Raw genomic sequence first — 23,307 nt, 5'->3', positions numbered from 1 at the left:
GAGCTTCATGACACGGAACATGCCGCTCAGCAGCCCCTCGCCTGAGTGGCGGAATTGGTAGACGCGCCAGACTTAGGATCTGGTTGAGCAATCAGTGCAGGTTCGAGTCCTGTCTCAGGCACCACGCGGCGAGCGCTGGCAGTTCAGGCGTTTGCCTCAACTGGCAGCGGTTTCCCGATGCTGTACACCTTGAAGCCGATTTGGCGTAGCTTCGCATGATCCAGCAGGCTGCGGCCGTCAAACACCCAGGCCGGCTTCACCATGGACTTGTAAATGGCCTCAAAGTCGAGGGCGCGGAACTCATCCCACTCCGTGAGGATGAGCAACGCATGTGCGCCGGCGGCGGCCTGCGCGGCGCTGGTGGCAAATTCCACATTGGGACTGTCGGGCTGCACGCCCAAATCCTTGCAGATTTGCGGCACTCCCACCTTGGGGTCGTAAATGGACAGGCTGGCACGTTCCTCCAGCAGATCACGGCACACATAAATCGAGGCCGACTCGCGTGTGTCATTGGTGTCCTTCTTGAACGCGAAGCCCAGCACAGCGATGCGCTTCCCGGTCACCGTATTGAACAAAGTGCGCAGCACCCGCTCGGCAAAGCGGTGCTTTTGCCAGTCGTTCATCCGGATGACCTGGTCCCAATACGCCGCGACCTCGGGCAGGCCGAAGTGACCGCAGAGATAGACGAGGTTGAGCACATCCTTTTGGAAGCAGGAGCCGCCGAAGCCCACGGAGGCCTTTAGGAACTTCGGACCGATGCGTGAGTCGGAACCGATGGCTCGCGCGACTTCATCGACATCCGCGCCGGTTTTTTCACACAAGGCGGAGATGCTGTTGATGGAGGAGATGCGCTGGGCCAGGAACGCGTTGGCGACGAGCTTGGAGAGCTCTGAAGACCATAGGTTCGTGGTGAGGATGCGGTCGCGGGAGACCCAGTTGGCATACACACTGACGAGCGCCTCCACGGCGGCGAGACCGGCCTCGGTCTGCTCTCCACCGATCAGGATGCGGTCAGGATTGCTGAGATCCTTCACCGCCGTGCCCTCGGCGAGAAACTCAGGATTGGAGAGCACCTGATGCTTCAGGCCTTTCGAGTCGGCTCCAAGAATCGACTGAATGGCCTCGGCGGTTTTCACCGGAATGGTGCTCTTTTCGACAATGATCTTTGGATTCTCGGCCACTTCCGCGATGGTGCGCGCCACAGACTCCACAAACCGCAAATCTGCCGCCTTATGCGCCCCGACACCGAAGGTTTTCGTCGGGGTGTTCACACTGACGAAGATGATGTCCGCCGCGTGGATGCCCTCCTTCACCGCCGTGGAGAAAAACAGGTTCCGACCCCGCGCCTCGCGCACAAGGTCGTCGAGACCCGGCTCATAGACGGGCAGTTCATCGGAATTCCAGGCCGCGATGCGCTCGGCATTGAGGTCCACCACATCGACACGGATGTGCGGGCATTTGGCGGCGATCATCGCCATCGTGGGGCCGCCGACATAGCCGGCGCCAATGCAACAAATTCTCATGGCTGGGGTGAAAGGGTGGGGTTGGGGCTGTTTTCCGAAGAAATGGGTGATTGGCAGCCAATGAAGCAGGTGAATCCACCGCACAAAAGCACTTTCAACGCTTCTTTCGCGTGCCGAAAACAACGACATGCAAGCGACGAGATCGAAACACGTTCTCATCGCGCCATGCGCCCCTTGCTTTTGCTTCTCCTCGCTCTTTGCCCCGCGCTCTCCGCCGCGCCGCCCAACATCATTTTCATCCTCGCGGATGACTTTGGCTACGGAGACCTTGGCTGCATGGGCTGCACGGACATCGCCACGCCCAACATTGACCGTCTGGCGAAGGAAGGCGTGAAGTTCACCGACTTTTATGCCAACGCCCCCGTCTGCACGCCGACGCGCGCCGGGTTCATCACCGGCCGCTGGCAGCAGCGCTGCGGGCTGGAGTTCGCGTTCGGCTATCAGGTGGAGCAGTTCCGCCGTGTGAACGGTGCATGGGTGCCGGAGAAGGATATCCACGGCCTCGGTCTGCCGTTGGGCGAGGTCACCCTCGCGCAGAAGCTCAAATCAGTCGGCTACGCCACCGCTGCCTTCGGCAAATGGCATCTCGGCTTCAAAGACGAGTACAACCCGGTGAATCGTGGCTTCGACGAGTACTTCGGGGAACTGCTCGGTCATGCCGACTTCTACCGGCACGCCTACTACGACGGCACTTACGCGCTACGGGACGGCCTCCAGCCCGTGAAACGCGAGGGCTACTTCACCGACCTGATCAACGAGCGTGCGGTAAAGTTCATCCGCGATCACCAAACCAAGCCGTTCTTTCTTTATGTGCCTCATCTGGCCGTCCACTCCCCTTTTCAGCCGCCAGACGCGCCAGAAACGCCGATGGTCACCAAAGAGTCGATGCACCATGGCAGCCGCGCCATTTACAAGGCCATGGTTGAGCGCATCGACCTCGGTGTCGGCATGATTCTGGCCGAGTTGGAGAAAACCGGCCTCACGGACAACACACTCGTCGTTTTCTCCAGCGACAACGGCGGTGAACGCTATAGCCGCAACGCCCCGCTCTTCCATCACAAGGCCACCGTCTGGGAAGGCGGCATTCGCGTGCCCTGCCTCATGCGCTGGCCTGCCAGGCTGCCGAAAGGCAAGGTCACCTCTCAAATGGCGATCACGATGGACCTGCACGCAACATTTCTGGCAGCAGCCGGTGCCCAATCACCACCCGAAAAGCCGCTCGACGGCATCGACCTCGTGCCGTTGCTCCTCAGTGACGCCAACCCGCTCGAACGCACGTTTTTCTGGCGCATCGACCGCTCAAATCGCAAACAGAAGGCCATCCGCCACGGGAAATGGAAGTACATCAACGATGGCAACACGATGGACCTGCTCTTCGACCTCGACGCTGACATCGGCGAGCGCATGAACCTCGGTTACAAGCACCCCAAAGTGCTCGAAGACCTCAAAGCACGTCTCAAAACCTGGGAGACCGAGATGGACGCCAGCGAGCGCGAGATCTGGGTGCGCTGAAGCAGCTTACTTGAACAAGCGACGCACCGAATCGACGGCGCGGTCGAATGTCTTCTCCACGACGCTTTTCGGCGGTGGCGGCGGTGTCCTTTTCTTCACGGGAGCCGATTTGGACGAAGACGATTTCTTCACCGTGCTGGTCTTCGGTTTCGACGTTGGGATTGATTTGGGCTTGGCTTCAGCCACCACGGGCTTTTTGGGCTCCACTTTCGGTTCCGCCGGTTTTGCCTCAGTTTTTGGCTCCGGTTTTGCCTCAGTCACCTTCGCGACCGCTTTGCGCACTTCTTCCTTGGGAACCTCTGGCTTGACGACCACAACCGGCACCGGTGGGGGGGCGGGTGGTGCCGCGACCACCGGTGGCGCGGCAGGGAGCAGACCGGGCGCCGGGCCATAACCGTAAAACTTCGTCGGGCTCTCCGCTTTCGGCAGATGAAAATCAAACACGCTCACACCGCTGCGGCGCTGGCCCTCGTAACTGCGGCCGTCGCTGGCACCAAAGACGACACGCTTGCCGTTCTTCTTGAGTTTGCCGAGGTAGATCATGACATGGGTCACCGGCAGCTTGCGCTTCGTCTCCGTGGTGTTTGTCCAGAATAGCAGATCGCCGGGCTTTAAATCGGCGAATTCAGCGTCATCGAAGGCTGAGGCGGTGGGGGTCAGATGAAGCTGCGTTTTCTTTTCCACCCAGTTGCACATCTCATCCGATTGCCGCGGCACATCCTTCAGACCTTGGAAGCGCAGCACATGATACACGGAGCCGGAGCAGTCCATGCCGCCCTTGTTCGGTTCGTGGGAGCCGTAAAGGTACCCCAGCTCCAACCGCGTGAGCGCCAGGGCGCTTTGCACCAGGCTCTGAATCTGCTTGGGATAGTTTTCAAAGCCGCTGAGCTCGTCAATGCCAACGGTGGAAACGACCGGAAGCGGCGGCATGGGTGCTTTCGCGTCTCCCTTGACCGCAGGCTCGGATTTTTTCGTCACTTCGGCATGCGAGATGGAAATCACGCACAGCAGGATCATGGAAAGCCGAAGTGACGCAGACATAGGGTTGAAGAAGCAACCGTTTGACGCCTTTGCAGCCGATTTAATCAAAGGAATCACTTCATCCGGGCGATCACCGCGCAAACCACGCCTGCCATAAGCAGGGTAGCGGCGGCGATGCGGATGCCATACGCGCGGCCGGATTCGAGACGCTCATGGTTGCCCAACAACGGGCCGAGCAGGGCCACCACCGCCAGACTCCACATGCCGCGCGTGGCATAAACAACATTCACGCCGATGGCATCATGGTAGAACGCCAGCGCGATGCCCAGAGCCATCGCCTGCGCGGCGATCAGCACACTGCCGCCGATCGCCCACTGCGTCGCATGGTCCCATGCCAGCCGCGGCGCCTTCGGCAGCAGCGTCATGGTCAGCAGTGAAAGCAAACCCGTGGTGACGGACAGGAGCGCCAGAAACGTCTTCGCGCCGAACTCCGGCGCCCAGCGTTGTAGCAAAACGTCCGACAACGCGAAAAAAGCCGCGCTGATGAGCGCCATGACGACCGGACCGGCAAGGCGCGAGCCTTTGGGGGTCTTGAAATCCGTCGCGCTCATCAGAAAGATGCCCGCCGTGGTGATGATGGCCGCGACCCACATCAGCGGCTTCATGCTGCCAGCGATGAGGACGCTGGCACCCAGCGCCACAAACACGACTTTCGATCCCAGCACCGGCGTGACGAGCGACACATCTCCACGCTGCATCGCCAGGAAGGTGAACCAACCACCGATGTAGAAGAGCGCCCCCAACCCGGCCGGGATATACCACAGATGCCAGGCCACGGGCTGCGTTTCAAACAAGGCCAGCGGCAGGAACACGAGCGTGCCGGTCCAGTTGTTGATATGAAAGCAGGCCATTGGATGCGCGCCTTCGGTGAGCGCCTTTTTTAGCAGCAATGAGGCGATGGAATAACCGATGGCGGAGACCAGCGGGAGCAGCAGATACCAAGGCAGGCTCATTCGCCGACGAGCTTCAACCCCCAGGCGATGACCAGCGGTGTGGTGATGCAGCTCACGACCGTGGTCGCCATCACCACCTGCACCGCTGTGGACGCATGACCGCCGTAAAGCCGTGCGATCATGATGTTGAAGACAGCGGAGGGCATGGCCGCCTGCACAACGATGACACGCTTTAATTCCGTCGTGATCGGCAGAACATAAGCGGCCGCAAGGAAAACCAGCGGGATGAGGCCCAGCCGCAGCACCGGACTAAACACCGCCACTTTCCACTGCATCGCCCCCTGGCCCCACAGATCCGCGATGGACGCGCCGATGAGCAGCACCGCCAGCGGCACCGCACAGGCTCCGAGCATGGCAAAGGTGTTGTGCGCGATTTGCGGCACATGCACATGCAGGCCGGTGAAGTTCAGCAGCAGTGAGAACAAGATCGTCATCACCGGCGCGTTGAGCGCCAGGCGCCATGGGGCTTTGTCCAAACCGGTGAGCAGGCCCACACCGGCCGTCCAGCAGGCCAGCTCAACCCCGAGCGTGAAGGTGAACAGCACGCCGAGCGTGCCCTTGTCAGGAAACAGCGCCGTGACGATGGGGATCGCCACGAAACCGTAATTTTGCAGCCCACAGGCCACGCTGAACGTGCGGCGGCCCTCGCCTTTCTTCAGTCCGATCAGCGGAGACACGAAATAGGCGAACGCGATGCCGAGCGCGACGAGCGAGTAACCCAAACCGGCCGCGATCAGCACCGGCCCGAGCTTCATCACCGCCGGATTGCCCACCACGCGCTCGATGATCAGCGCCGGCGTCAGCATCATCACCGAAAGTTTCATCAGGCTCGTGTCCGACTCCGGCTTCAGCAGCCCCGTCTTGCGGGCCAGCACCCCGGCCGCCATCGTCAGATAGACGGGCACCGCCACGGAGAGAATGCTGAGGTAATCGAGCATGGAACGCCCTCCCGCTAGGTTGTGAATGGCCGGTGTGCAAGTGCCGCGACATTCAGCCGCGTTTCCACACCATCCACAGCTCTGGTGGCGCGGCGGCACGATTGATCGGCCGCAGGTGCTGCACCTCAAACCGCCGAGGCTCCAGCGCCACCGCCCATTCGGCGATGCTGCGCCCCTCCTCCGCCCCGCCTTCGTGTCCCGGATAAACCGCAATCGTGAGCAGTCCGCCCGGTTTGAGCAGCTCCAACGCCTCCCGCACCGCGACCATCGTCGTTTCGGTGCGTGTGATGAGTGTTTTGTCCGTGCCAGGCAGGTAGCCGAGGTTGAACATGATCGCGCTGATCTTCCCATGCAGCTCCATCGGCACATGCGCGCGCATCGTCTCGTGCCCGGAGTGAACCAACGTCGTCATCTCTGCCGGGACACGCTTCGCCGTCTCCACCAAAGCCGCCGCCTGCACATCGAAGGCAAACACATGCCCGCCCGGACTCACGCACTGCGTCAAAAACAGCGTGTCATGTCCATTCCCCATCGTCGCATCCACCACGACATCACCAGGTCGTAGCCGGTCCTTCAACATCAACTGCGCCCACAGCACTGAAGATGGCAGGCCGCCATTCGGGCTGGCGAGGAGGGGTTTGGGTTCGCTGCTCATATCGAATTCTGCTGCAAATCCATCTCAGCGTCGATGGTGGTGCCATCAAGCAGATGCTCAATGAGATGACGGGCCAGCCAAGGGCTACGGAGAGAGCCTTTGGAGCCGAGGCCGTTGAGGAAGGCGACGCGGGGATGGGTGGGATGCGTACCCATGAGAGCCTGGCGGTTTTTGATGATGGGGCGCACGGCGGTTTGCGCGGCGGTGATCTGAGCCGGAGCTTTGAGCAGGCTGTGCAGGGTGGCTTCGAGCTTCTGCACTTGATCGGCGGATGGCGTGTTTGGATCGTTGAACTGCCATTCGTAGGTGGAGCCGACGCGCAATGTGCCGTCATTGCGCGGCAGCAGCCAGCAGCCGCGATTAAGGATGCGTGTTTCGCCCCGGAGATCGGCTTTGACGGTCAAAATGGTACCGAGGGCAGACTGAAACGGCACCCAATGGAAGAGCGGATGCTTCTCCGCGCTCCAGCCCTGCGCCCAGATGACGTGGGAGAAGCGCTGGCCGCTCCATCCGACGCCCTCGGCATCGTCACGCACGTCGGAGGGCTTCACATCGGCGGTGGTGCATGAATTGAGGGATTCGAAGAAGCCGCGGCTGGCTTTTAGGTAGGCGGTGGTGTCGAGCCAAGCTGCGTGACGTTGTTGAAAGCCGTTTTGCGGATCGTGAAACACGTCGGAGTTCAATCCCGGCGCTTGGCGATGCAGAAATGGCTGCATGTCGGGATCGCGGCGACGTTTGTGCCATTTGGCGATCTCCGGCTCGTTCTTGAGCAGACGCACATAGCCGCGTGGGAAGAAGAAGCGCTGCTGCAATCGTTTGCCGCAGGCGCGGTAGAAGCGCAGGGCCTCACGATAAAAAACATCGTAGCGCCAGCTCACCGTGAGGCGCATGCCGGTAATGGGGGTGATCAATCCGGCGGCCACTTTGGAGCAGGTGACGGCCTCGTTGCGATCCACGATGAGAAACGGTACCTGACGCTCCCACAAACGCCACGCCAGCGCTGTTCCGGCGAGTCCCTGTCCGATGATGAGGAAGCGGGGTGACATTCTCGCGCCGACTCGAGATTACTTGGTGATCATCTCCTGCATCAGCCCTTTGAGCTTGTCATTGGTCTCGGCGGCCTGGGCCTGGGTGAGCGGTGTTTTGTCCGCGTCCTGCCAGAGCTGTCCGATTTCATGGATGAGCGCGCTGACACGCAGCATGAGTGCCTCGTCGCGTTTCGGAGCACTGATGTGGCTCCAGTCATCGCGCATGTCCCGCAACAGGGCGGGCGAAGTGCCGCAAAGAAGGCCGACATCCGCCTCCGGGGCGGCGACGATGATGGCGGTGGCGATCTCAAAAAGGCGCAGTCCGACACCGATGTTGATGAGCAGCGCGAGATCCTCGTCCATTTGATCACGCAGCAGTTGCAGTGCCTGCTGGTGGCCGTCCACGATCTCCTGGCGCAGATCCTTCCAGGCGTTTTTCTCGGCCAGGTTGCCTTGGGTCATGAGGCGTGGCAGAAGTTTTTCACCAAGGCCGAGCGTGCGGCAGTAGGTGAGCACGTCCTGGTTGTTGTTGCGGAACTGCTGCGCGTCGCCGGCCTGGAGCACAAGGAAGCTGTCTCCCATCAGGGTGCCGAGGATGAGCGCCGTGCGGCCGCGGTCGGTGGGCGGTGTGGGCGGCGGCGGGCGGAACAGCAGGCGCCAGCGCGCTTTGGTTTTTTGCGCGATCGAGTCGAGAAAATCGGCGGGCGAAGGATCTGAAGCGGCAACAACGACGGCTTTCGGCTCAGTCGTGCCCGCCTCGGCGGCGGCCGACGAAAGGCAGGAGCTGAGCACCACGAGGCCCAGCAGGCGGCTCAGGCGGAAGGAAATGGCAGACATGTGGGGTCGAGTAGTGATGACCACTATTACTCCACCGTGACGCTTTTCGCCAAGTTTCTTGGCTTATCGACATCACAGCCGCGCGCCAGGGCGGTGTAGTAGGACAATAGCTGCAGCGGCACCACATTGAGAAGCGGCGTCAAGTAGGACGGGCAGTCCGGCACATAGATCACATCCTCGGTCAGTCGCTCCAGCTCCGTGCGGCCCTCGGTCGTCACGGCGATGACGGGGCCTTTGCGGGCGAGCACTTCCTCAATGTTGCTCACGTTCTTGTCGAAAACGGCATCGTCAGGCGCGATGAAGACGCTCGGCATGTCCGGCTTCACCAAGGCGATGACGCCGTGTTTCAGCTCCGCGCTGGGATGGCCGCTGGCGTAGATGTAGCTGATCTCCTTCATCTTCAGCGCCCCTTCGAGCGCCACAGGGTAGTTGGCCTGACGCCCCAGGAATAGCATGCCCTCCACATGCGCGTGCTTTTCGGCGATGGCCTTGATCTTGTCCGCCTGCTTCAAGATAGTGGCGATCTTGTCCGGCAGCGCCTCGAGCTGGTCGATCATCTCCAAACCATCAACGCTGGACAGGTGATGGATGCGGCCGAGCAGGAGGCTGAGCAGTGTGAGGATGGTGACCTGCGAGGTGAAGGTCTTCGTGGCCGCCACGCCGATTTCCGGCCCGGCGTAGATGTAAACGCCACCGTCGCTCTCGCGCGCAATCGTGCTGCCGACGGTGTTGACGATGCCGAGGCAGCGGATGCCCTTGCGCTGGCCTTCGCGCATCGCAGCCAGCGTGTCGATGGTCTCGCCGCTCTGGCTCATGACAAACAGCAGCGTGTTTTTGTTGGCCGGAACGTTGCGGTAGCGGAACTCGCTGGCGATCTCGACCTCCGTGGGCACGCGGGCGAGCGTCTCGATCAAGTACTCGCCCACCATGGCCGCGTGATAGGCTGTGCCACAGCCGGCGAGTATGATGCGGTCGATCTGGGCCAGCTCACGCGGCGTCATGTTCAGCCCGCCGAGCACGGCGGTGCATTCATCGCGGGAAAGACGGCCGCGCATCGCGTTGCGGAGCGAATTCGGCTGCTCATAGATCTCCTTGAGCATGAAGTGCGGGAACTCGCCCCTTTCGGCATCATCCGCCGTGAACTCCACATGGCTGACTTTGACTTCAGCAGGTCGGCCCTCATGCGACTGCACACTATAACGCTCCTTCGTGATCGTGACGATGTCGTAGTCGTTCAGATAGACCACATCACGCGTGTGCGCGACGATGGCGGACACATCGCTGGCCAAGAAATGCTCCTGTGCCCCGAGTCCGATGATCAACGGGCTGCCCAGCCGTGCGCCGACAATGACGCCGGGCAGGTCCGCATGCATCACCGCGATGCCGTAGGTGCCTTTAATGCGGCCCAGCGCGGCCTTGACCGCGTTCACGAGCCGCACCGTGCCATCCTTCTCCTTGGATTCGTCAAAGTAGGTACCGACGAGGTGAGAAAGCACCTCCGTGTCAGTTTGTGAATGGAACGTGTGTCCCTTGGCGGTGAGCTGATCGCGCAAGGTCTGGTAGTTCTCGATCACCCCGTTGTGGACGAGCACCAGCTTGCCGCTCTGGTCGGCATGAGGGTGGGCGTTTTCATCCGTGGCCGGGCCGTGCGTGGCCCAGCGGGTGTGGGAGATGCCCATGGTGCCCTTCAGGTCCGCCTCTGTCACGGCAAGGCGCAGATTATCGATGCGACCGGCACGCTTCACGATGCGAAGACCCTGGCCGCCGCCATTGAGTGCCAGCCCCGCCGAGTCATAACCGCGATATTCCAAACGACGCAGCCCGTCCAAAAGGATCGGGCTGGCCTGACGATTGCCGATGTATCCAACGATGCCGCACATGTGAAAAGAAAGGGGTGAAAGCCATCCTGTCGAATGACAGGGCGGTACGATACCGCCACGAAGAACCCACGCCAGCAGTTCATTCCCTGGCTTTTATCTTTATTGAAAAGAAGTCCGAGCGGTCACGCCATGATCCCGCCCACCAGCTCTCCATGCACGTCCGTGAGGCGGAAATCGCGGCCTTGGTAGCGGAAGGTCAGGCGCTCGTGGTCGAGTCCGAGCAAATGCAGCACGGTGGCGTTTAGATCGTGCGTGTGGACCGGATTCTCGGCGACGTTGAAACCGAAGTCGTCGGTTTTGCCGTAAACCATGCCCGGTTTGATGCCGCCGCCTGCCATCCACATGGTGTACGCGTCTTTGTGATGATCGCGACCGGGTGAGGTCTTGGTGCCATCGCCATTGATGCCCTGGCGCAGCGGGGTGCGGCCAAATTCAGCCCCCCAGATGATAAGCGTCTCGTCCAGCAGCCCGCGCTGTTTTAAATCGCGCACGAGCGCGGCCATCGGGCGGTCCACATCCTTCGCTTTCGCGGTGAGTCGTTGTTTGAGGCCGCCGTGGTGGTCCCAGTCGGAATCAAAGAGCTGCACCATGCGCACGCCACGCTCCACAAGGCGGCGGGCGAGCAGGCAGTTGTTAGCAAAAGACGCCTTGCCTGGTTGCGCACCATACATGTCGAGCGTGGCTTTGTTTTCCTCTTTGATGTCCATCAGCTCCGGCACGCTCGTCTGCATGCGGTAGGCCATTTCATACTGGCTGATGCGCGTGGCGATCTCGGGATCGCCCACGACGCCGAGCTGCTGCTCGTTGAGCGCCTTGACCGCATCGAGGACACGGCGGCGGTCTTTCGTGCTGTGACCTGGCGGATTGCCGAGAAAAAGCACCGGCTCGCCACTGCCGCGAAATTGAATGCCCTGATACACGCTGGGCAGAAAGCCTGTGCTCCACAGCGTCGATCCCGCTCCGCCAGGCGGGCCGGAGAGCAGCACCACATAGGTTGGCAGATCGCGATTCTCCGCACCGAGGCCATACGTCAACCACGCGCCCAAGCTGGGCCGCCCCCCCTGGCCGAAGCCGGTGTGCAGAAACATCTGCGCCGGAGCGTGATTGATCTCGTTCGTGTGCAGGGACTTCACCATGCAAATGTCATCCGCCACACTGCCTAGATTCGGCAGCAGCTCGCTCAATTCGAGCCCGCTCTGCCCGTGGCGCTGGAATTTGAACTCCGTGCCCGCCAGCGTCATCTCGCCGCCGATGAAGGCGAAGCGTTTGCCCTTGGTCAGCTCCTCAGGACACTTCTGGCCGTCCATCTTCTGCAACAGCGGCTTGTAATCATAGAGATCGAGCTGCGACGGCGCGCCGATCATGTGCAGGTAGATGATGTTCTTCGCCTTCGGCGCAAAATGCGGCCGTGGTGCCACCGCAGCAGGCAAATCACGCGCCAGCAGCGATCCCAGCGCCGCCGAACCCAGTCCGAGACCGGACTGCCGGAAAAACTGGCGGCGGGAAACGTGGAGAAAATCAGGCGGTGTCATACACGGCGTCTAAACGCCATCCCAGGACTCAAATTTCCCTCAACTACTCGAAGACCCTGTCGGCGAAATATAAACCTCTGCTTAGTCGCGGCCCGGGAACTCCTTTTCAACATGCGTCGTGTTTGTGATGCCAGTCGGTCATAGAAACCTCCTCTTCGAAAGCCATGACAGCCACCTCTGCGATCAACCTGCTGCACCGAGCGCGAAACAAGGAACCAGTGGCCATGCTCTGTGAGGTTTTGAAACACCCTGAAGAATGGCAGTTGCAACCCGGCCGCCTGCGCCATCAGTCCGGCATGGAGCTGTGCCACCGGCTGGGTCTGGCGTATTTTTCCGAAAAGAGCCGGATCGTGTTTCCTCTGAGCCTGTGGGATCGCTGGCTTCTGGGTCGTGCCGCCCGAAAGCTCGTTTGCACAAACGTGGCGCAGGTGTTCATCAACGATGAGGAACGTTCGGCGTTCAGCGCGATGTGTCTTTCCATCCGGCTGAAACCCCAGGATTGGGAGGTCTGCTCCAGATCCGCCGTTCACCGCCCCAGCGGCACCGCGCTGGTCACCGGGGATGGGTTTTGGTTTCTGCGCTTCACGCCTGACAGCAGACTCCGTTTTCGACTGGGGCCGCTGAACCGCATCTGCCTTTGGGTTTTTCTCAAAAGGCTGATCCTGCGGGCCTGATGCCGGAAGATCAGATCTTCCAGTCCACCTTGGCAAGCTGCTCGCGACCGTTGCGGTCGTGATATTTCACATGGCCGTGCCTGGCACCGTATTCGTGCACGCATTTGGTCACCTTCACGTCGTAGCAGCAGTATTCGGCGATCTTCGCCACCTCGCCCTGCTGCCACCATTTGAGCGCGTCGAGACCATCGGCGGTCTTGCCCATGCCGAGCGTGGCGGCAGCCACGGCGTCGAGCTTGATGCGATGGCCGAGGACTTTTTCGAGATCGATGAGCAGATCCAGGCTGTGCGGCAGGTCGGCCGCGTCGAAGAGCAGGTCGTGCCCTTTGAGCACCTCGTAGTCGAAGCCGATGTGGTTGAAGCCGACGACTAGATCCGCGCCTTTGAGCTGCTTGATGAGCGCGGCGGTCTCGTCCTGGGTGTAGATGCTGTACTCGTTCTGCTTCGTGCTGAACGTGCAGGCCACGGAGATGCCCATCTTGTGCTTGTTGCCCCAGCCGCCGACGTCATTGGCCGTGCGGCGTGTTTCGAGGTCGAAATAAACAATGTCTCCGGCCATGATCGCGGTGCGTGGCGAAGAGATCAGCCGATACGGTAAACGATGCGCGCCTTGTCCATGTCGTAGGGGGACATTTCGATCTTCACCGCGTCGCCGATGACGAGACGGATGAATTTTTTGCGCATCTTGCCGGAAATGTGGGCGAGAACCTCGTGGCCGTTGCGCAGCTTGACGCGAAACATGGTGCCAGCAAGCACGGCGGTGATGACGCCGTCGAGCTCAATGGCCTCTTCCTTGGCCTTGCCCGGTTCCGGCTCCGGCGGACGTGGCGGGGGAGCAAAACGTTGCTGCGGAGGACCGCCGCGATTGGGAGGGCCGCCCCGTGAAGGGCCGCGGCTGGGGCCGCTGCGTGAAGGACCGCGATTGGGAGGACGAGACATGCTTGAAAAAAGTTGGGCGTGAGGATGCTGCCACACGAGGGGATTACAAGAGTAATTTTGCCCCGTGACAGGACTGAAACGCCCGGGCGGGTGATTCATGCAGACAAAAATCTCGCCGTCATGCGTCCTGTCCGTGAAACTGCCCACCGCATGCCCGCCGCACCGACACTGCCCGAACTCTACGAGTCCCATTCGGCGGGGCTGTTTCATTACTTCAACAGTTTCACAGGCAAGGAGGCGGATGCGAAGGATCTGCTGCAGGAGCTGTTCATCAAACTGTCCAAGCGTTCGATTCCGCATGGCATCGCAAACATGCGCGCGTGGCTGCTGCGACTGGCGCATCATCAGGCCATCGACTGGCTGCGGAAGCATCAGGCGCGCCGTCGTGCGGAGGAGGCCTCTTCGCTGGAGATGTTTGCCGTCCATGATGACCCTGATCAGGCGGAACTGGCGAAACGTCTCACCACCGCACTCGCACTGCTGCCGCTGGAGCAGCGCAGCGTGGCGCAGTTGAAACTGTGGGACGGCCTGACCTTTGAGGAAATCGCCGAGGTGCAGGACATTCCGCTGAACACAGCGGCCAGCCGCTACCGCTACGCGCTGGAGAAGCTGCGCAGCGAACTGAGGCCGCTTTACGATGAACTGAAACCCTCATGAACACGAACTTCGATACCTTTGAAAACGATCTGCAAGCCCTGCGGCGGTCCGAGCTTCCTGCCGCATGGCGTGACGCGATGTTCCCTGCCACGCGCACCCCGCGCTGGCTGCTCGCAGGCTGGAGCGCGGCCTGGGCGGCGATTTTGGTGATGTACTTCACCACACCAGCGGAACCGGACGCGCCGCCAAGCACGGCCCACGAAACTCCCACGCTGCGATGGGAAGAACGTGCCGCGCTCATTGAGAACCTCTTGGCCGCCAACTGAACTCTCAACCGCTCCTCCCCATGTTTCGTCGCATCACCTCCAAACGTGCCACACGCACTCTGCTGTGGATTGTCATCACGATCGTCACGCTCACCGTCCTGCTGTTTGTCTGGACGAACTGGAGCGGCAAACGCCGCTGGGCCGCCACGAAGGCCCTGATCGAGCGCGAGGGCGAAACGCGCGATTTCCACAAGCTCCTGCCCATCACACCACCGGAGGCGTCCAACCTGCTCGCCATTGAGCCGCTGGACGGCATCGCGGCGGACATCGAAAGCGACAACAACAAGGGCGGGCCGGGCGCGAAACGAAAGGCGTTGGTGGCGATGAAGTGGAACGGCGCCATGCCACCCGCTGAAGGCGTGACCCAAGGCAAAACAACAGACTTCCAGGAATGGGTCAAAATCCTGCGCGAAACAAATTTTATCGACCTGTCGGCAAATTCGCAGGCGTCCGGCAACGATGTGCTGACCGCGCTGGACGCAAAACTGCCGGTGCTGAAACAACTGGCAGACGAAGTGGTCACGCGACCGCAGGCGATGTTCACGCCGGGCCTGCGTGAGCGTGAAATGCCGGATCTGCTGTTCGCCCTGCGCCTGCCGCATTACAACGCCGGACAAAATCTGGCGAAAGCGCTGAGCCTGCGCGCTCGCGCGGCCGTGGCGTCGAAAGACAGCGTGGAGGCGACGCGCAGTCTGCTTGTCATCACGCGTCTGGCACAAGCGTGCAAGCAGGAGCCGCTGATGATCGGCTTCCTGGTCGGCAACACGCTGGAAATGATGGCGCTGGAGCCGCTGTGGCTCGGCCTGCGCGAGCATGTGTTCTCCGAAGGTGATCTGATGCGGTTACAGGACGCCTTTGCCACGGATGAGACCACTCCGGCGCTGCTACTGGCGATGCGGGGTGAGCTGGCCGCCGGTTTGAACGCGGTGGAGCATCTGCAAACGGCTGCCGAAGGCCAAACCAAGGATGGCAAGAACGTGGCGGCAACACTCTTCGCCAGCGGCAACAGCCTGGGCATGAACGTCTGGCGGATGCTGCCAAACGGCTTGTTCGACCACTGGAAAAGTGTGATCGCGAACATGGAACTACACCATTTGATCCAGCCGCTGAAAAACGGCGGCCTCCCGCAATCCGTCCGCGCAGGTGATGCTGTGGCGTCTGAAATCAAGAGCCGTGCCAACATGATCCTGCATCCTGACCATATCATGGTGAATCTCATGCTGCCTGCGGTGACCCAGATCAGTGTCAATGCCCTGCTGACCGAGACGCGGCGGCGACAGGCACTGGCAGCGGTGGCTCTGGAGCGGTTTCATTTGCGGCAGGCGAAGTATCCGAGACGTTTGGAAGAACTGGTGCCGTCCTTGCTGCCCGCCGCGCCGCTCGATCCGTGTGATGGGAAGCCCCTGCGCTATCGCCTGACAGAGTCAGGCCGTTTTATCCTGTGGTCCGTGGGTTTTGATGGCCGGGACGATGCAGGAAAAGTGACAGCGGGCACCAAGCTCAATAAACGGGAGTATGTCGGCGACTGGGCCTGGCAGTATGAACCGGCGAAGTGATCAGAAGAGATCGAGGGCCAGATCCAGCGCACGGGCCGAATGGGTCAACGCGCCGACGGAGATAGCGTTTACGCCGGTGGCGGCGACATCTTTGATGGTGTCGAGCGTGATGCCGCCGCTAGCTTCGAGCCAGAGCCTGCCGTTCACGAGTTTCACCGCTTCGCTTTGCTGATCGGTCGTCATGTTGTCGAGCAGGAGCATGTCCACGCCATCGAGCGTGAGGAAATCGCCGACTTGCTGCAAAGTCGCGGCCTCAAGCTGGACGCGGACACCGGGGCGCTCGGCACGCAATTTGTGAATGGCAGCTTGCAGTGATTTCAAATCGCTGTTGGCGGCGAGGTGGTTGTCTTTGACCATGGCGTGGTCATACAGGCCCATGCGATGATTGGTGCCGCCGCCGTGCTTGACGGCGGTTTTTTCGAGCAAACGCCAGCCAGGAGTGGTTTTGCGGGTGTCCCAGACCTGCACGGGATGCGGTTTCACGGCTTCGACATAGCGTTTCGTCTGCGTGGCGACGCCGCAAAGCCGCTGGAGGAAGTTCAAGGCCGTACGCTCGGCAGTGAGCAGGGAGCGCGTGCTGCCAGCGGCTTTCATGAGGATACTTCCACGCTCAAACGGGCTGCCATCCGGGATGCAGACCTCGACTTCGAGCGCAGGGTCGATTTCATGGAAGACGGTGGCAGCGATTTCGGTCCCGGAGACGATTCCAGGCTCGCGGGCGACGATTTCGGCCCTGGAACGCGAGTTTTCGGGGATAAAATAAAGAGAAGTGACATCGCCAGAGCCGACATCTTCGGTGATGGCGGCGCGGATCAGGGCAAAAACAGTGGATTCCATGGGTGGTGGGAGTTTAGGGAGTTATTGGACGGTTTCCAGCGCCAGGGAAAAACTGGTTGCCAAATCAGGTGAACTGTCCATCTTCCCCGCCCCTCGCCCCCGGCCTGACTGATTCACGGCCTGCGCAGCGCGGACACTTTAGGAGCGTGCCATGAGCAAAATCATCGAAAAGATCAACCAGGAACAAGTCAAAAAAGAAGTCACCGCATTCAATGTGGGAGACACCATCAAGGTGCACACCCGAGTCGTCGAAGGTGACAAGGAGCGTATCCAGATTTTCGCCGGCATCGTGATCGCCCGCAAAGGTCACGGCATCAACGAGGCCTTCACCGTGCGCAAGATCTCCTATGGTGAAGGTGTGGAGCGTGTGTTCCCCCTGCACAGCCCGAAGGTGGCGAAGATCGAGATCACCAAGACCGGCCGCGTGCGTCGTGCTCGCCTGCACTACCTGCGCCAGCGCCAGGGCAAGGAAGCCATGTCCGTGAAGGAGCAAGGACAGACCCAATCTGCCGAAGCCGCCTGATCAGATCAGTATTCCAAATGAGTTAAAAAAGGAGGGAGAGCCGTTTGGCTCTCCCTCTATTTTTGTGAGTTGAATTGAGAAAAGCCTGGCGGCAGCCAGGCCGAAGATCACTTTTTCTTCTTCCCACCGGACATGGCGACCACGAGCACCAGTACAACGACACCAATGCCAATCAGGATGAGGGTGTTGGTGCTGATGCCAGCAGACTCTTCCACGGGCGGCTGGATCGACATGGGAGCAGCCTGTTGTGGCTGGGCATAGGAGGGGGCGGCAGGAGCGACACCGGTTGGAGCAGCTACTACAGGCTGCACACCAGGAACGACGACTCCAGGCGTCGGCGCGGGGGCAGGCATCGCACCAGGAGCCACCGTCGGAGCGGCACCAGCAGCGGGAGCCACCGCCGGAGCGGCACCACCTGATGCAGCGGCAAGCGCGGCCGCCACACGATCATCCATGCCCGGGGTTCCCGTCCCTGCCACGGCGGTAGAACCGCCTACCGCTCCCGGAACCGAGCCGGCCTGCGTTTGCTGCATCGACTTCGCGGCAAGCTGTTGCTGGGCATAGGCATAACGTTGACGATAACCTTGAAACACGGTTGAATAAAACTGTCTGCTGGTGGCATCGGCCCCACCAGCGGCGGCTTCACCTGCGAGAATGGCTTCCCCCATCTTTTTGAGCGCCTCGCCATCTTTGCCTGCCGAGGCTTCCGAGCGCATGATGTCTGTAATAGCTTGATTGATCTTGCCAATGACAGCGGTATCAACTGCCTTGAGACGAGTTTTTTCGTCCACAATAGTTTTCGCAAGGGTTTTGAGGCTGGGCAGATCGTACTTGTACGGGGTGAACCAGCGGGTGGACTTGCGCTCCGCATCATAGCCGTCTTTCCACTGCTCATTTTCGCGCAGGATGGCGTCTTTCATGCGGGTCAGATCTGGCTCGACCAATTTCTTGATGCCTTCATCGCGCATTCTTTGCAATGCAGGCTGATCTTTGATCATCTGTTCGATCTGGCCCTCGTATTTGACCAATACTTCAAGAACAGCTTCGACAGCCTTGGGGTAATAAATGGAGGCAACGTATCCGCTCTGAGAGTTGGCTATTTTGTCGAATGCCCTGAGCGCGGCACCATAGTCCTTGGCTTCGACCTTCTCCAAGATTTCAGCATACACTCCATAAGCCTTGATATTGTAGCTGTCTGCCTTGGCTTCGTCAGGCGTCAGCCATTTGCCCTCGACCTTCATGCCGCCGGAGACGACTTTCTCCTTCTCCTCCTGCGCTGTAGCGATCATTTTCTCCACCTCGGCAGCTTCTTTGGTGCCGGGATAGCGGTTCACGAAGGGACGCAGACGGTCCTGAATGAGTGCCTCGTATTTTTCCGCCGTCATGAGGTCAGGCGTGGGGAGGAGCTTGCGCAACTCGATGACCTCCACCTCCTCCGGCTTTTGTTTGACGACTTCAGCGATCTCGGTGCGCGGAATGTCCTTCTCATCCCAGATCTTCGGCGTCAGCTTATAGCGCATGCGGATCGCCGCCGGTGTCTCGGACAAGATGTTGCCCTCCAGCTTCTTGCCGTCCTTGAGAGTCACGATGTCGGCGTGCAGAAATCCGGCGCTGCAGATCAACGCATAGAGGGCAGGTCGAAAATGGCTCAATTTCATGGGAGAAGCGGGTTTGGGATGATGGGGGGGATGACAAGAAACGGCTGCGCGGGAATTTGCGCGGGTTAAGAGAAATAACTCAAAACCGCTCCACGAGTAAAGAACGAAGCTGATTTTCCTTTCGGAACGTCACGCCGTCCGGCGCTTGAGGATGATGCGCTTGAAACGAACGTTGGCGCCTTCCTGGCTCACACTCATCACCGCCGGATCATTGACAAAGACGTTGTGGATCAGGCGGCGGTAGTAGCTGTTCATGGGCGGCAGGTCGGCGCTCTGTCCGGTAGCGCGGACGCGCTCGCCGAGTTCTTTAGCCCGGGCAATCATCTTGTCCTCCCGCATCGAACGGTAGAACTCGACATCAATGCGGATGCGCGGCGCGTCCTTAATGTGGCGCTGCAAAACACGGTTCACGAGGTACTGGATGTCATCCAGAGTCTCCCCACGGCGGCCGATCAGCGCGTCCGAGTCATCCGTGAGCACCTGAAGCGTGGGGCCATCCGGGCCGTTGTCTTCCTCAATCTGGACGACAAAGCCCAGGTAGCCGAGCATGGTGTCCAGAATATGGCGGGCGTGTTCGAGCGACGTCATGGCTGTCTAGCCTCCAAGTCGCGGGGGTTTGGGGCCTTTTTTCTTCTCTTTGTTGCTGCCCATCGGATTGAAGAACGGGTTCTGCGGCGGCGGACCTTTCACCACGGGCTTCTGCGCCACCTTCTCCAGCTTCGGCTCAGGAATGTAGAGCTTCATGATCCAGGTCTGGGCGATGCTGAAGATGTTCTGCGTGGACCAGTAAAGGGCCAGCGCGGCGGCGAAGTTGTAACAGATGAAGAGGAAGAAGACCGGCATGAGCATGAAAATGCGCTGCTGCGTCTTGTCCATGCTCTGCGGCTGCGGGGTGAGCTTCATCTGCGCCACCATCGTCAGGCCCATGATGAGCGGCAGCGGGTTGATGTCGAAACCGGCCCAGTTCGTCACCGTGTCGGCGGCGGAGAGATCGTTCACCCACAGGAAACTCTGCCCGCGCAGCTCGGCGGCGTATTCCAGAACGCGGTAGAGGCCGAAGAAGATCGGGATCTGCAAGAACATCGGCAGGCAGCCGCCGAGCGGGTTCACGCCATACTCGCGGTAGAGCTTCATCACCTCCATCTGCTGCTGCTGGGGATTGTCCTTGTACTTTTCCTGCAGCTCTTTCATCATCGGCCCCAGAAGGCCCATGCGCTTCATGGTGAAGGTGGACTTGGCGTGGATCGGCCAGATGCACAGACGCACAAAAATGGTCAGCAGAATGATCGCCACGCCCCAGTTCCCGGTCATGTCGTGCATCCAGCGCATCACCCAGGAAAGGAAGATGCTGATCGGCTTGAACCAGCCGTAGAACATCGCAAAACTGCGCTGCTTGCCGATCTTGCTCAGGCGGTCGTATTCCTTCGGCCCAAGGTAAATCTGGTAGGTCTGCGTCACCGAGGCTCCAGGAGCCAGATCGACCGCAGGGAGGCCCAGCGAGGCGTCATAGGCGTGGTCCTCGATGTCCGTCTTGCCCGCATGCACGGCGTCGATCGGTTGCGCAAGTTTGCGGCGGGTCGTCCAGAATTTTCCTGGTGCGTCCTTCTCCGCCACCCGCGTCACGATGTGCGTGTAGAAGCGCCCCATCACGCCAGCAAAGCGCAGCGCGTTGTAAGACTGACGGAACTCGAACTTCTGCTCGCTGAACCACGGCTTCGCATAGTAGTCAGACTGGTAGAAGTCCGCGTCTCCCGCGTCGTTCCAGAAAAAGCCCTCGTAGCGGGCGTCGTCGTGCTTCAAGGCGCTCGAAGCACCGGCGTAGAGGTAATATTCCTCGGAACGGTGCTGGGCCGTGCCTGTGTTTTTCAAGGTGATCGTCAAGTCGATCAGATGCTCGTCGCTCTCCTCGCCCTCGGTCAGGCTGTAAGTCTTCGTGACCACCACGCCCTCGGCGCTGGTGCCTTCAAAGGTCACGCTTTTGTCCGACTTGGCCGTCAGCTTGTAAGCCAGCGCGTCCAGTCCTGCTGCGTCACGACGCAACGCACCGATGGCTTCCAGCCCGTTCGTGTTCAGGGTCACTTTGTCCGTGCCCGCCAGCACCGCGCGGGCGATGCCGCCGCCTCTCGAAGTCAGTTCAAACGTGACGCTGCCGGTCTTCAACGCGTGTTTCTCCTCCGGCACGTTCACCACCGCCGGGGCTGCGAGTGCGGCAGGCGTTGTCGTTGCCGTGGCACTTGGGGTCGCACCAGGAGTCGTCGGAGTTGCTGCGGCAGTGGCCGCAGGCGCATTTTTTGCCTTTTCCGCCTGGGCGCGGGCCGCTTCGGCCTGCGCCAGCTTCTGGTTTTCCTGCATGTAGTGCCAGTTCACCCCCATGAGGATGACGCACAGCGTCACGATGATCCAACTTTTGCGGTCCATGAATTTTGAAGAAAGGGTTCGGGAGGTTTCTAAAGTTTAGCGGTGTTCACACGGCGGTACCGGATCATGCCCATGACCGCCCCACGGATGACAGCGGAAGATGCGTCGAAGGCCCATCCAGCTCCCGCGCAGCGAGCCGTGCGTCTCCACGGCCTGAAGAAAATACGCCGAGCAGGTCGGCGTGAAGCGGCAGCCGGAGCCGGGGCCGCCAAAGGCGTGTATGACGGGGGAGATGAACATCTGGTAGCCGCGGATGAAGATTCGGATGAGCCATTTCATGAGGCGGTGGCGGCTGATGCTGTCGGTTTGAGCAGATTCATACGCCGCGCCAGCCGCAGCCAGTCCTGCTCCAGTTCTGCCAGCGTGGCCTGCGGGGCACGCCAGCGGGCGATGATCACCAACTGCCAGCCGGGAACAACTTCCGCACGATGCGCGCGAACAATCTCACGTAGCAGACGGCGAATCCGGTTCCGCACCACGGCATTGCCCAGTTTACCCCCGGTGATGAGGCCAAACTGGAACTCCTTCAACGTTTCCGCGCGCAAAACACCCAAAACCAGAAATTTTCCGGCCTGGCTGCTGCCCTGCGCCTTCACCCGCGCGAAATCGCACGCGAGTTTCATCCGCAGGTTCGAGGGAAGGCGCATGGGGAGGAGCGCGCCGCAGCAGGTTTAGGCGTGCTGTTGGGTGTGGCGCTTGAAGTGCAGCTCCACGCCCTTCGGCAGAAGACGCTTGCGTCCGGCACGGCGACGACGGCGCAGGATGTCACGGCCGTTTGCCGTCTTCGTGCGGGCACGGAAGCCAAACTGCTGTTTGCGCGTGCGTTTGGAGGGTTGGTAGGTCCTGAATGTCTTGGGCATGGGCGTGTGGGGTGGTGAAAGTCAAAAATGTCACATCAGACCGGACAAATCACGGCCTCCCCTCGAAAAGGGGGCGCGAAACTAGCGGGAGACGCTCATTTGTCAACGAGGCGATCAAATCGCGCAAACTTCGGCCTTTTCACCGTTACATTCCGCCCATGAAGCCCCTGCCCATCCTCATCGCTCTCATCTTTCCCATTCTTTGCCACGCGGAGACGCCCCCTGCCCTCCCGCTGTGGGAAAAAGGCGCGCCCGGCTCCGAATCCCGCGCCGCCGAGCCTGAAAAAACCGAAGGCAGCAACGTTTGCAACATTCACAATCCCACGATCACGCCGTTTGTTCCCGCAGCGGACAAAAGCACCGGCACCGCCGTCATCATCTGCCCCGGTGGCGGTCATTCCAAGCTCTGCCTCGGCCATGAAGGCTACGCGCTTGCCGAATGGTTCCGCGACCATGGCATCGCCGCCTTCGTGCTGAAATACCGCCTCGCCCGCGAAAAAGGCAGCACCTACACCATTCAAGACCACGCCATGGCCGACACCCGCCGCGCCATCCGTCTCATCCGCAGCCGCGCCGCCGAATGGAACATCCAAACCAACCGTCTCGGCATCCTCGGCTTCTCCGCCGGGGGCGAACTCGCCGCCTTCGCCGCCATGAAGAACGATCCCGGCCAAAAAGACGCCGCCGACCCCATCGAACAGCAGTCCAGCCGACCCGATTTCCAAGCTCTCATCTATCCCGGCACCTCCGCCCTCTTCTCCGCTGAAAAAGGCATGCCACCGCTCTTCATCGCCGCCGGTTATCACGACCGCCAGGACATCTCCGAAGGCATGGCCACCCTCTACCTCAAATACAAAGCCGCCCAAGTCCCCGCCGAGCTTCACCTCTACGCCAACGCCGGCCACGGCTTCGGCTACAAACCCGACGCCAAACCCACCGCCGCCTCCCGCTGGCCCCAACGCCTCGTCGAATGGCTCACGGACACCGGTTTGCTGAAGTGATCCAGACTTCTATCAGGCA

At 60.6% G+C, this 23,307-nt stretch carries 24 protein-coding genes, 1 tRNA gene and 1 pseudogene; 8 read left to right on the top strand and 18 right to left on the bottom strand.

The window, feature by feature from the left end; genetic code table 11:
- Positions 1-39 precede the first annotated feature (39 nt).
- Positions 40-124, top strand: a tRNA-Leu gene (locus ACILSI_RS19305).
- Positions 125-143: 19 nt separating this feature from the next.
- Here the strand turns inward: ACILSI_RS19305 and ACILSI_RS19300 are convergent.
- A complete protein-coding gene (locus ACILSI_RS19300; RefSeq protein WP_395723544.1) occupies positions 144-1,523 on the bottom strand; it encodes a UDP-glucose 6-dehydrogenase in 1,380 nt (459 codons plus the stop codon).
- A 165-nt stretch (positions 1,524-1,688) separates the two neighbouring features.
- On the opposite strand from ACILSI_RS19300, the gene ACILSI_RS19295 reads away from it, so the two are divergent.
- Entirely contained in the window at positions 1,689-3,035 is a 1,347-nt protein-coding gene (locus tag ACILSI_RS19295) for a sulfatase (RefSeq protein ID WP_395723543.1), read from the top strand.
- A gap of 6 nt (positions 3,036-3,041) precedes the next feature.
- On the opposite strand, the gene ACILSI_RS19290 is transcribed toward ACILSI_RS19295, so the two are convergent.
- From ACILSI_RS19290 to ACILSI_RS19255, 8 genes are all read right to left on the bottom strand, one after another.
- A complete protein-coding gene (locus ACILSI_RS19290) occupies positions 3,042-4,076 on the bottom strand; it encodes a C40 family peptidase (RefSeq protein WP_395723542.1) in 1,035 nt (344 codons plus the stop codon).
- A gap of 53 nt (positions 4,077-4,129) precedes the next feature.
- Positions 4,130-5,029 (bottom strand): EamA family transporter, encoded by a 900-nt coding sequence (locus ACILSI_RS19285; RefSeq protein ID WP_395723541.1) that lies wholly within the window; start codon positions 5,027-5,029, stop codon positions 4,130-4,132.
- Entirely contained in the window at positions 5,026-5,967 is a 942-nt protein-coding gene (locus ACILSI_RS19280; RefSeq protein WP_395723540.1) for an AEC family transporter, read from the bottom strand. The genes ACILSI_RS19285 and ACILSI_RS19280 overlap by 4 nt, the downstream gene beginning before the upstream one ends.
- Positions 5,968-6,019: 52 nt before the next feature.
- Positions 6,020-6,622, bottom strand: a complete 603-nt coding sequence (locus tag ACILSI_RS19275) for a class I SAM-dependent methyltransferase (RefSeq protein WP_395723539.1) — start codon at positions 6,620-6,622, stop codon at positions 6,020-6,022.
- Positions 6,619-7,668: an NAD(P)/FAD-dependent oxidoreductase gene (locus tag ACILSI_RS19270; protein ID WP_395723538.1), complete on the bottom strand. Its 1,050-nt coding sequence runs from the start codon at positions 7,666-7,668 to the stop codon at positions 6,619-6,621. The genes ACILSI_RS19275 and ACILSI_RS19270 overlap by 4 nt, the downstream gene beginning before the upstream one ends.
- Positions 7,669-7,686: 18 nt before the next feature.
- Entirely contained in the window at positions 7,687-8,487 is an 801-nt protein-coding gene (locus ACILSI_RS19265; RefSeq protein ID WP_395723537.1) for a hypothetical protein, read from the bottom strand.
- Positions 8,488-8,513: 26 nt separating this feature from the next.
- Positions 8,514-10,367, bottom strand: coding sequence for a glutamine--fructose-6-phosphate transaminase (isomerizing) (gene glmS / locus ACILSI_RS19260; protein WP_395723536.1), 1,854 nt, complete (start codon positions 10,365-10,367; stop codon positions 8,514-8,516).
- A 122-nt stretch (positions 10,368-10,489) separates the two neighbouring features.
- Complete coding sequence (locus ACILSI_RS19255; RefSeq protein ID WP_395723535.1) at positions 10,490-11,899, bottom strand: DUF1501 domain-containing protein; 1,410 nt, start codon at positions 11,897-11,899, stop codon at positions 10,490-10,492.
- Between the two features lie 164 nt (positions 11,900-12,063).
- On the opposite strand from ACILSI_RS19255, the gene ACILSI_RS19250 reads away from it, so the two are divergent.
- On the top strand, positions 12,064-12,573 hold the full coding sequence (locus ACILSI_RS19250) for a hypothetical protein (protein WP_395723534.1): 510 nt from the start codon (positions 12,064-12,066) through the stop codon (positions 12,571-12,573).
- Positions 12,574-12,583: 10 nt separating this feature from the next.
- On the opposite strand, the gene ACILSI_RS19245 is transcribed toward ACILSI_RS19250, so the two are convergent.
- Both ACILSI_RS19245 and infA read right to left on the bottom strand, forming a co-directional pair.
- Positions 12,584-13,132, bottom strand: coding sequence for a ribonuclease H-like domain-containing protein (locus ACILSI_RS19245; RefSeq protein WP_395723533.1), 549 nt, complete (start codon positions 13,130-13,132; stop codon positions 12,584-12,586).
- 23 nt (positions 13,133-13,155) lie between these two features.
- Positions 13,156-13,356 carry a translation initiation factor IF-1 gene (gene infA, locus ACILSI_RS19240; RefSeq protein ID WP_294226979.1) on the bottom strand — a complete coding sequence of 67 codons (201 nt, stop codon included), beginning with the start codon at positions 13,354-13,356 and terminating at the stop codon, positions 13,156-13,158.
- A 276-nt stretch (positions 13,357-13,632) separates the two neighbouring features.
- Between infA and ACILSI_RS19235 the strand changes: the two genes are divergently transcribed.
- From ACILSI_RS19235 to ACILSI_RS19225, 3 genes are read left to right on the top strand one after another with little or no spacing between them, the layout of a single operon-like run.
- Complete coding sequence (locus ACILSI_RS19235; RefSeq protein WP_395723532.1) at positions 13,633-14,169, top strand: RNA polymerase sigma factor; 537 nt, start codon at positions 13,633-13,635, stop codon at positions 14,167-14,169.
- Entirely contained in the window at positions 14,166-14,435 is a 270-nt protein-coding gene (locus ACILSI_RS19230) for a hypothetical protein (protein WP_395723531.1), read from the top strand. The genes ACILSI_RS19235 and ACILSI_RS19230 overlap by 4 nt, the downstream gene beginning before the upstream one ends.
- A gap of 20 nt (positions 14,436-14,455) precedes the next feature.
- A complete protein-coding gene (locus tag ACILSI_RS19225; RefSeq protein ID WP_395723530.1) occupies positions 14,456-15,991 on the top strand; it encodes a hypothetical protein in 1,536 nt (511 codons plus the stop codon).
- Here the strand turns inward: ACILSI_RS19225 and nadC are convergent, their stop codons facing one another.
- Positions 15,992-16,828 (bottom strand): carboxylating nicotinate-nucleotide diphosphorylase, encoded by an 837-nt coding sequence (gene nadC, locus ACILSI_RS19220; protein ID WP_395723529.1) that lies wholly within the window; start codon positions 16,826-16,828, stop codon positions 15,992-15,994.
- A 151-nt stretch (positions 16,829-16,979) separates the two neighbouring features.
- On the opposite strand from nadC, the gene rplS reads away from it, so the two are divergent.
- Positions 16,980-17,351 carry a 50S ribosomal protein L19 gene (gene rplS / locus ACILSI_RS19215; RefSeq protein WP_395723528.1) on the top strand — a complete coding sequence of 124 codons (372 nt, stop codon included), beginning with the start codon at positions 16,980-16,982 and terminating at the stop codon, positions 17,349-17,351.
- 107 nt (positions 17,352-17,458) lie between these two features.
- On the opposite strand, the gene ACILSI_RS19210 is transcribed toward rplS, so the two are convergent.
- The 6 genes and pseudogenes from ACILSI_RS19210 to rpmH all read right to left on the bottom strand — a co-directional run.
- Positions 17,459-19,009: a PTPDL family protein gene (locus tag ACILSI_RS19210; protein WP_395723527.1), complete on the bottom strand. Its 1,551-nt coding sequence runs from the start codon at positions 19,007-19,009 to the stop codon at positions 17,459-17,461.
- A gap of 129 nt (positions 19,010-19,138) precedes the next feature.
- Positions 19,139-19,597, bottom strand: a complete 459-nt coding sequence (locus ACILSI_RS19205) for a protein jag (protein ID WP_395723526.1) — start codon at positions 19,595-19,597, stop codon at positions 19,139-19,141.
- A 6-nt stretch (positions 19,598-19,603) separates the two neighbouring features.
- Complete coding sequence (yidC, locus tag ACILSI_RS19200; RefSeq protein ID WP_395723525.1) at positions 19,604-21,427, bottom strand: membrane protein insertase YidC; 1,824 nt, start codon at positions 21,425-21,427, stop codon at positions 19,604-19,606.
- 36 nt (positions 21,428-21,463) lie between these two features.
- A complete protein-coding gene (gene yidD, locus ACILSI_RS19195) occupies positions 21,464-21,706 on the bottom strand; it encodes a membrane protein insertion efficiency factor YidD (RefSeq protein WP_395723524.1) in 243 nt (80 codons plus the stop codon).
- A complete protein-coding gene (gene rnpA, locus ACILSI_RS19190) occupies positions 21,703-22,074 on the bottom strand; it encodes a ribonuclease P protein component (RefSeq protein WP_395723523.1) in 372 nt (123 codons plus the stop codon). The genes yidD and rnpA overlap by 4 nt, the downstream gene beginning before the upstream one ends.
- Before the next feature lie 78 nt (positions 22,075-22,152).
- Positions 22,153-22,287 (bottom strand): annotated as a pseudogene (gene rpmH, locus ACILSI_RS19185) (50S ribosomal protein L34); the annotation flags it as partial.
- Between the two features lie 158 nt (positions 22,288-22,445).
- Between rpmH and ACILSI_RS19180 the strand changes: the two are divergent.
- A complete protein-coding gene (locus ACILSI_RS19180) occupies positions 22,446-23,288 on the top strand; it encodes an alpha/beta hydrolase (RefSeq protein WP_395723522.1) in 843 nt (280 codons plus the stop codon).
- Positions 23,289-23,307 lie beyond the last annotated feature (19 nt).

Source organism: Prosthecobacter sp., from assembly GCF_044232965.1.
In the GTDB taxonomy this organism is placed as follows: Bacteria; Verrucomicrobiota; Verrucomicrobiia; order Verrucomicrobiales; family Verrucomicrobiaceae; genus Prosthecobacter.
Note: the sequence above shows the minus strand (reverse complement) of the source record. Positions and strands in the feature narration are given on the sequence as shown.

What these genes read in the sequence shown, in the direction of transcription:
- ACILSI_RS19225 (WP_395723530.1), top strand. Translation starts at nt 14,456, where the DNA reads ATGTTTCGTCGCATCACCTCCAAACGTGCCACACGCACTCTGCTGTGG.
- ACILSI_RS19250 (WP_395723534.1), top strand. Translation starts at nt 12,064, where the DNA reads ATGACAGCCACCTCTGCGATCAACCTGCTGCACCGAGCGCGAAACAAG.
- rnpA (WP_395723523.1), bottom strand. Translation starts at nt 22,074, where the DNA reads ATGCGCCTTCCCTCGAACCTGCGGATGAAACTCGCGTGCGATTTCGCG.
- ACILSI_RS19275 (WP_395723539.1), bottom strand. Translation starts at nt 6,622, where the DNA reads ATGAGCAGCGAACCCAAACCCCTCCTCGCCAGCCCGAATGGCGGCCTG.
- ACILSI_RS19245 (WP_395723533.1), bottom strand. Translation starts at nt 13,132, where the DNA reads ATGGCCGGAGACATTGTTTATTTCGACCTCGAAACACGCCGCACGGCC.
- glmS (WP_395723536.1), bottom strand. Translation starts at nt 10,367, where the DNA reads ATGTGCGGCATCGTTGGATACATCGGCAATCGTCAGGCCAGCCCGATC.
- ACILSI_RS19280 (WP_395723540.1), bottom strand. Translation starts at nt 5,967, where the DNA reads ATGCTCGATTACCTCAGCATTCTCTCCGTGGCGGTGCCCGTCTATCTG.
- rplS (WP_395723528.1), top strand. Translation starts at nt 16,980, where the DNA reads ATGAGCAAAATCATCGAAAAGATCAACCAGGAACAAGTCAAAAAAGAA.
- ACILSI_RS19300 (WP_395723544.1), bottom strand. Translation starts at nt 1,523, where the DNA reads ATGAGAATTTGTTGCATTGGCGCCGGCTATGTCGGCGGCCCCACGATG.
- ACILSI_RS19295 (WP_395723543.1), top strand. Translation starts at nt 1,689, where the DNA reads ATGCGCCCCTTGCTTTTGCTTCTCCTCGCTCTTTGCCCCGCGCTCTCC.
- yidC (WP_395723525.1), bottom strand. Translation starts at nt 21,427, where the DNA reads ATGGACCGCAAAAGTTGGATCATCGTGACGCTGTGCGTCATCCTCATG.
- ACILSI_RS19290 (WP_395723542.1), bottom strand. Translation starts at nt 4,076, where the DNA reads ATGTCTGCGTCACTTCGGCTTTCCATGATCCTGCTGTGCGTGATTTCC.
- ACILSI_RS19255 (WP_395723535.1), bottom strand. Translation starts at nt 11,899, where the DNA reads ATGACACCGCCTGATTTTCTCCACGTTTCCCGCCGCCAGTTTTTCCGG.
- ACILSI_RS19265 (WP_395723537.1), bottom strand. Translation starts at nt 8,487, where the DNA reads ATGTCTGCCATTTCCTTCCGCCTGAGCCGCCTGCTGGGCCTCGTGGTG.
- ACILSI_RS19230 (WP_395723531.1), top strand. Translation starts at nt 14,166, where the DNA reads ATGAACACGAACTTCGATACCTTTGAAAACGATCTGCAAGCCCTGCGG.
- yidD (WP_395723524.1), bottom strand. Translation starts at nt 21,706, where the DNA reads ATGAAATGGCTCATCCGAATCTTCATCCGCGGCTACCAGATGTTCATC.
- ACILSI_RS19180 (WP_395723522.1), top strand. Translation starts at nt 22,446, where the DNA reads ATGAAGCCCCTGCCCATCCTCATCGCTCTCATCTTTCCCATTCTTTGC.
- ACILSI_RS19205 (WP_395723526.1), bottom strand. Translation starts at nt 19,597, where the DNA reads ATGACGTCGCTCGAACACGCCCGCCATATTCTGGACACCATGCTCGGC.
- ACILSI_RS19285 (WP_395723541.1), bottom strand. Translation starts at nt 5,029, where the DNA reads ATGAGCCTGCCTTGGTATCTGCTGCTCCCGCTGGTCTCCGCCATCGGT.
- ACILSI_RS19235 (WP_395723532.1), top strand. Translation starts at nt 13,633, where the DNA reads ATGCGTCCTGTCCGTGAAACTGCCCACCGCATGCCCGCCGCACCGACA.
- ACILSI_RS19210 (WP_395723527.1), bottom strand. Translation starts at nt 19,009, where the DNA reads ATGAAATTGAGCCATTTTCGACCTGCCCTCTATGCGTTGATCTGCAGC.
- ACILSI_RS19270 (WP_395723538.1), bottom strand. Translation starts at nt 7,668, where the DNA reads ATGTCACCCCGCTTCCTCATCATCGGACAGGGACTCGCCGGAACAGCG.
- nadC (WP_395723529.1), bottom strand. Translation starts at nt 16,828, where the DNA reads ATGGAATCCACTGTTTTTGCCCTGATCCGCGCCGCCATCACCGAAGAT.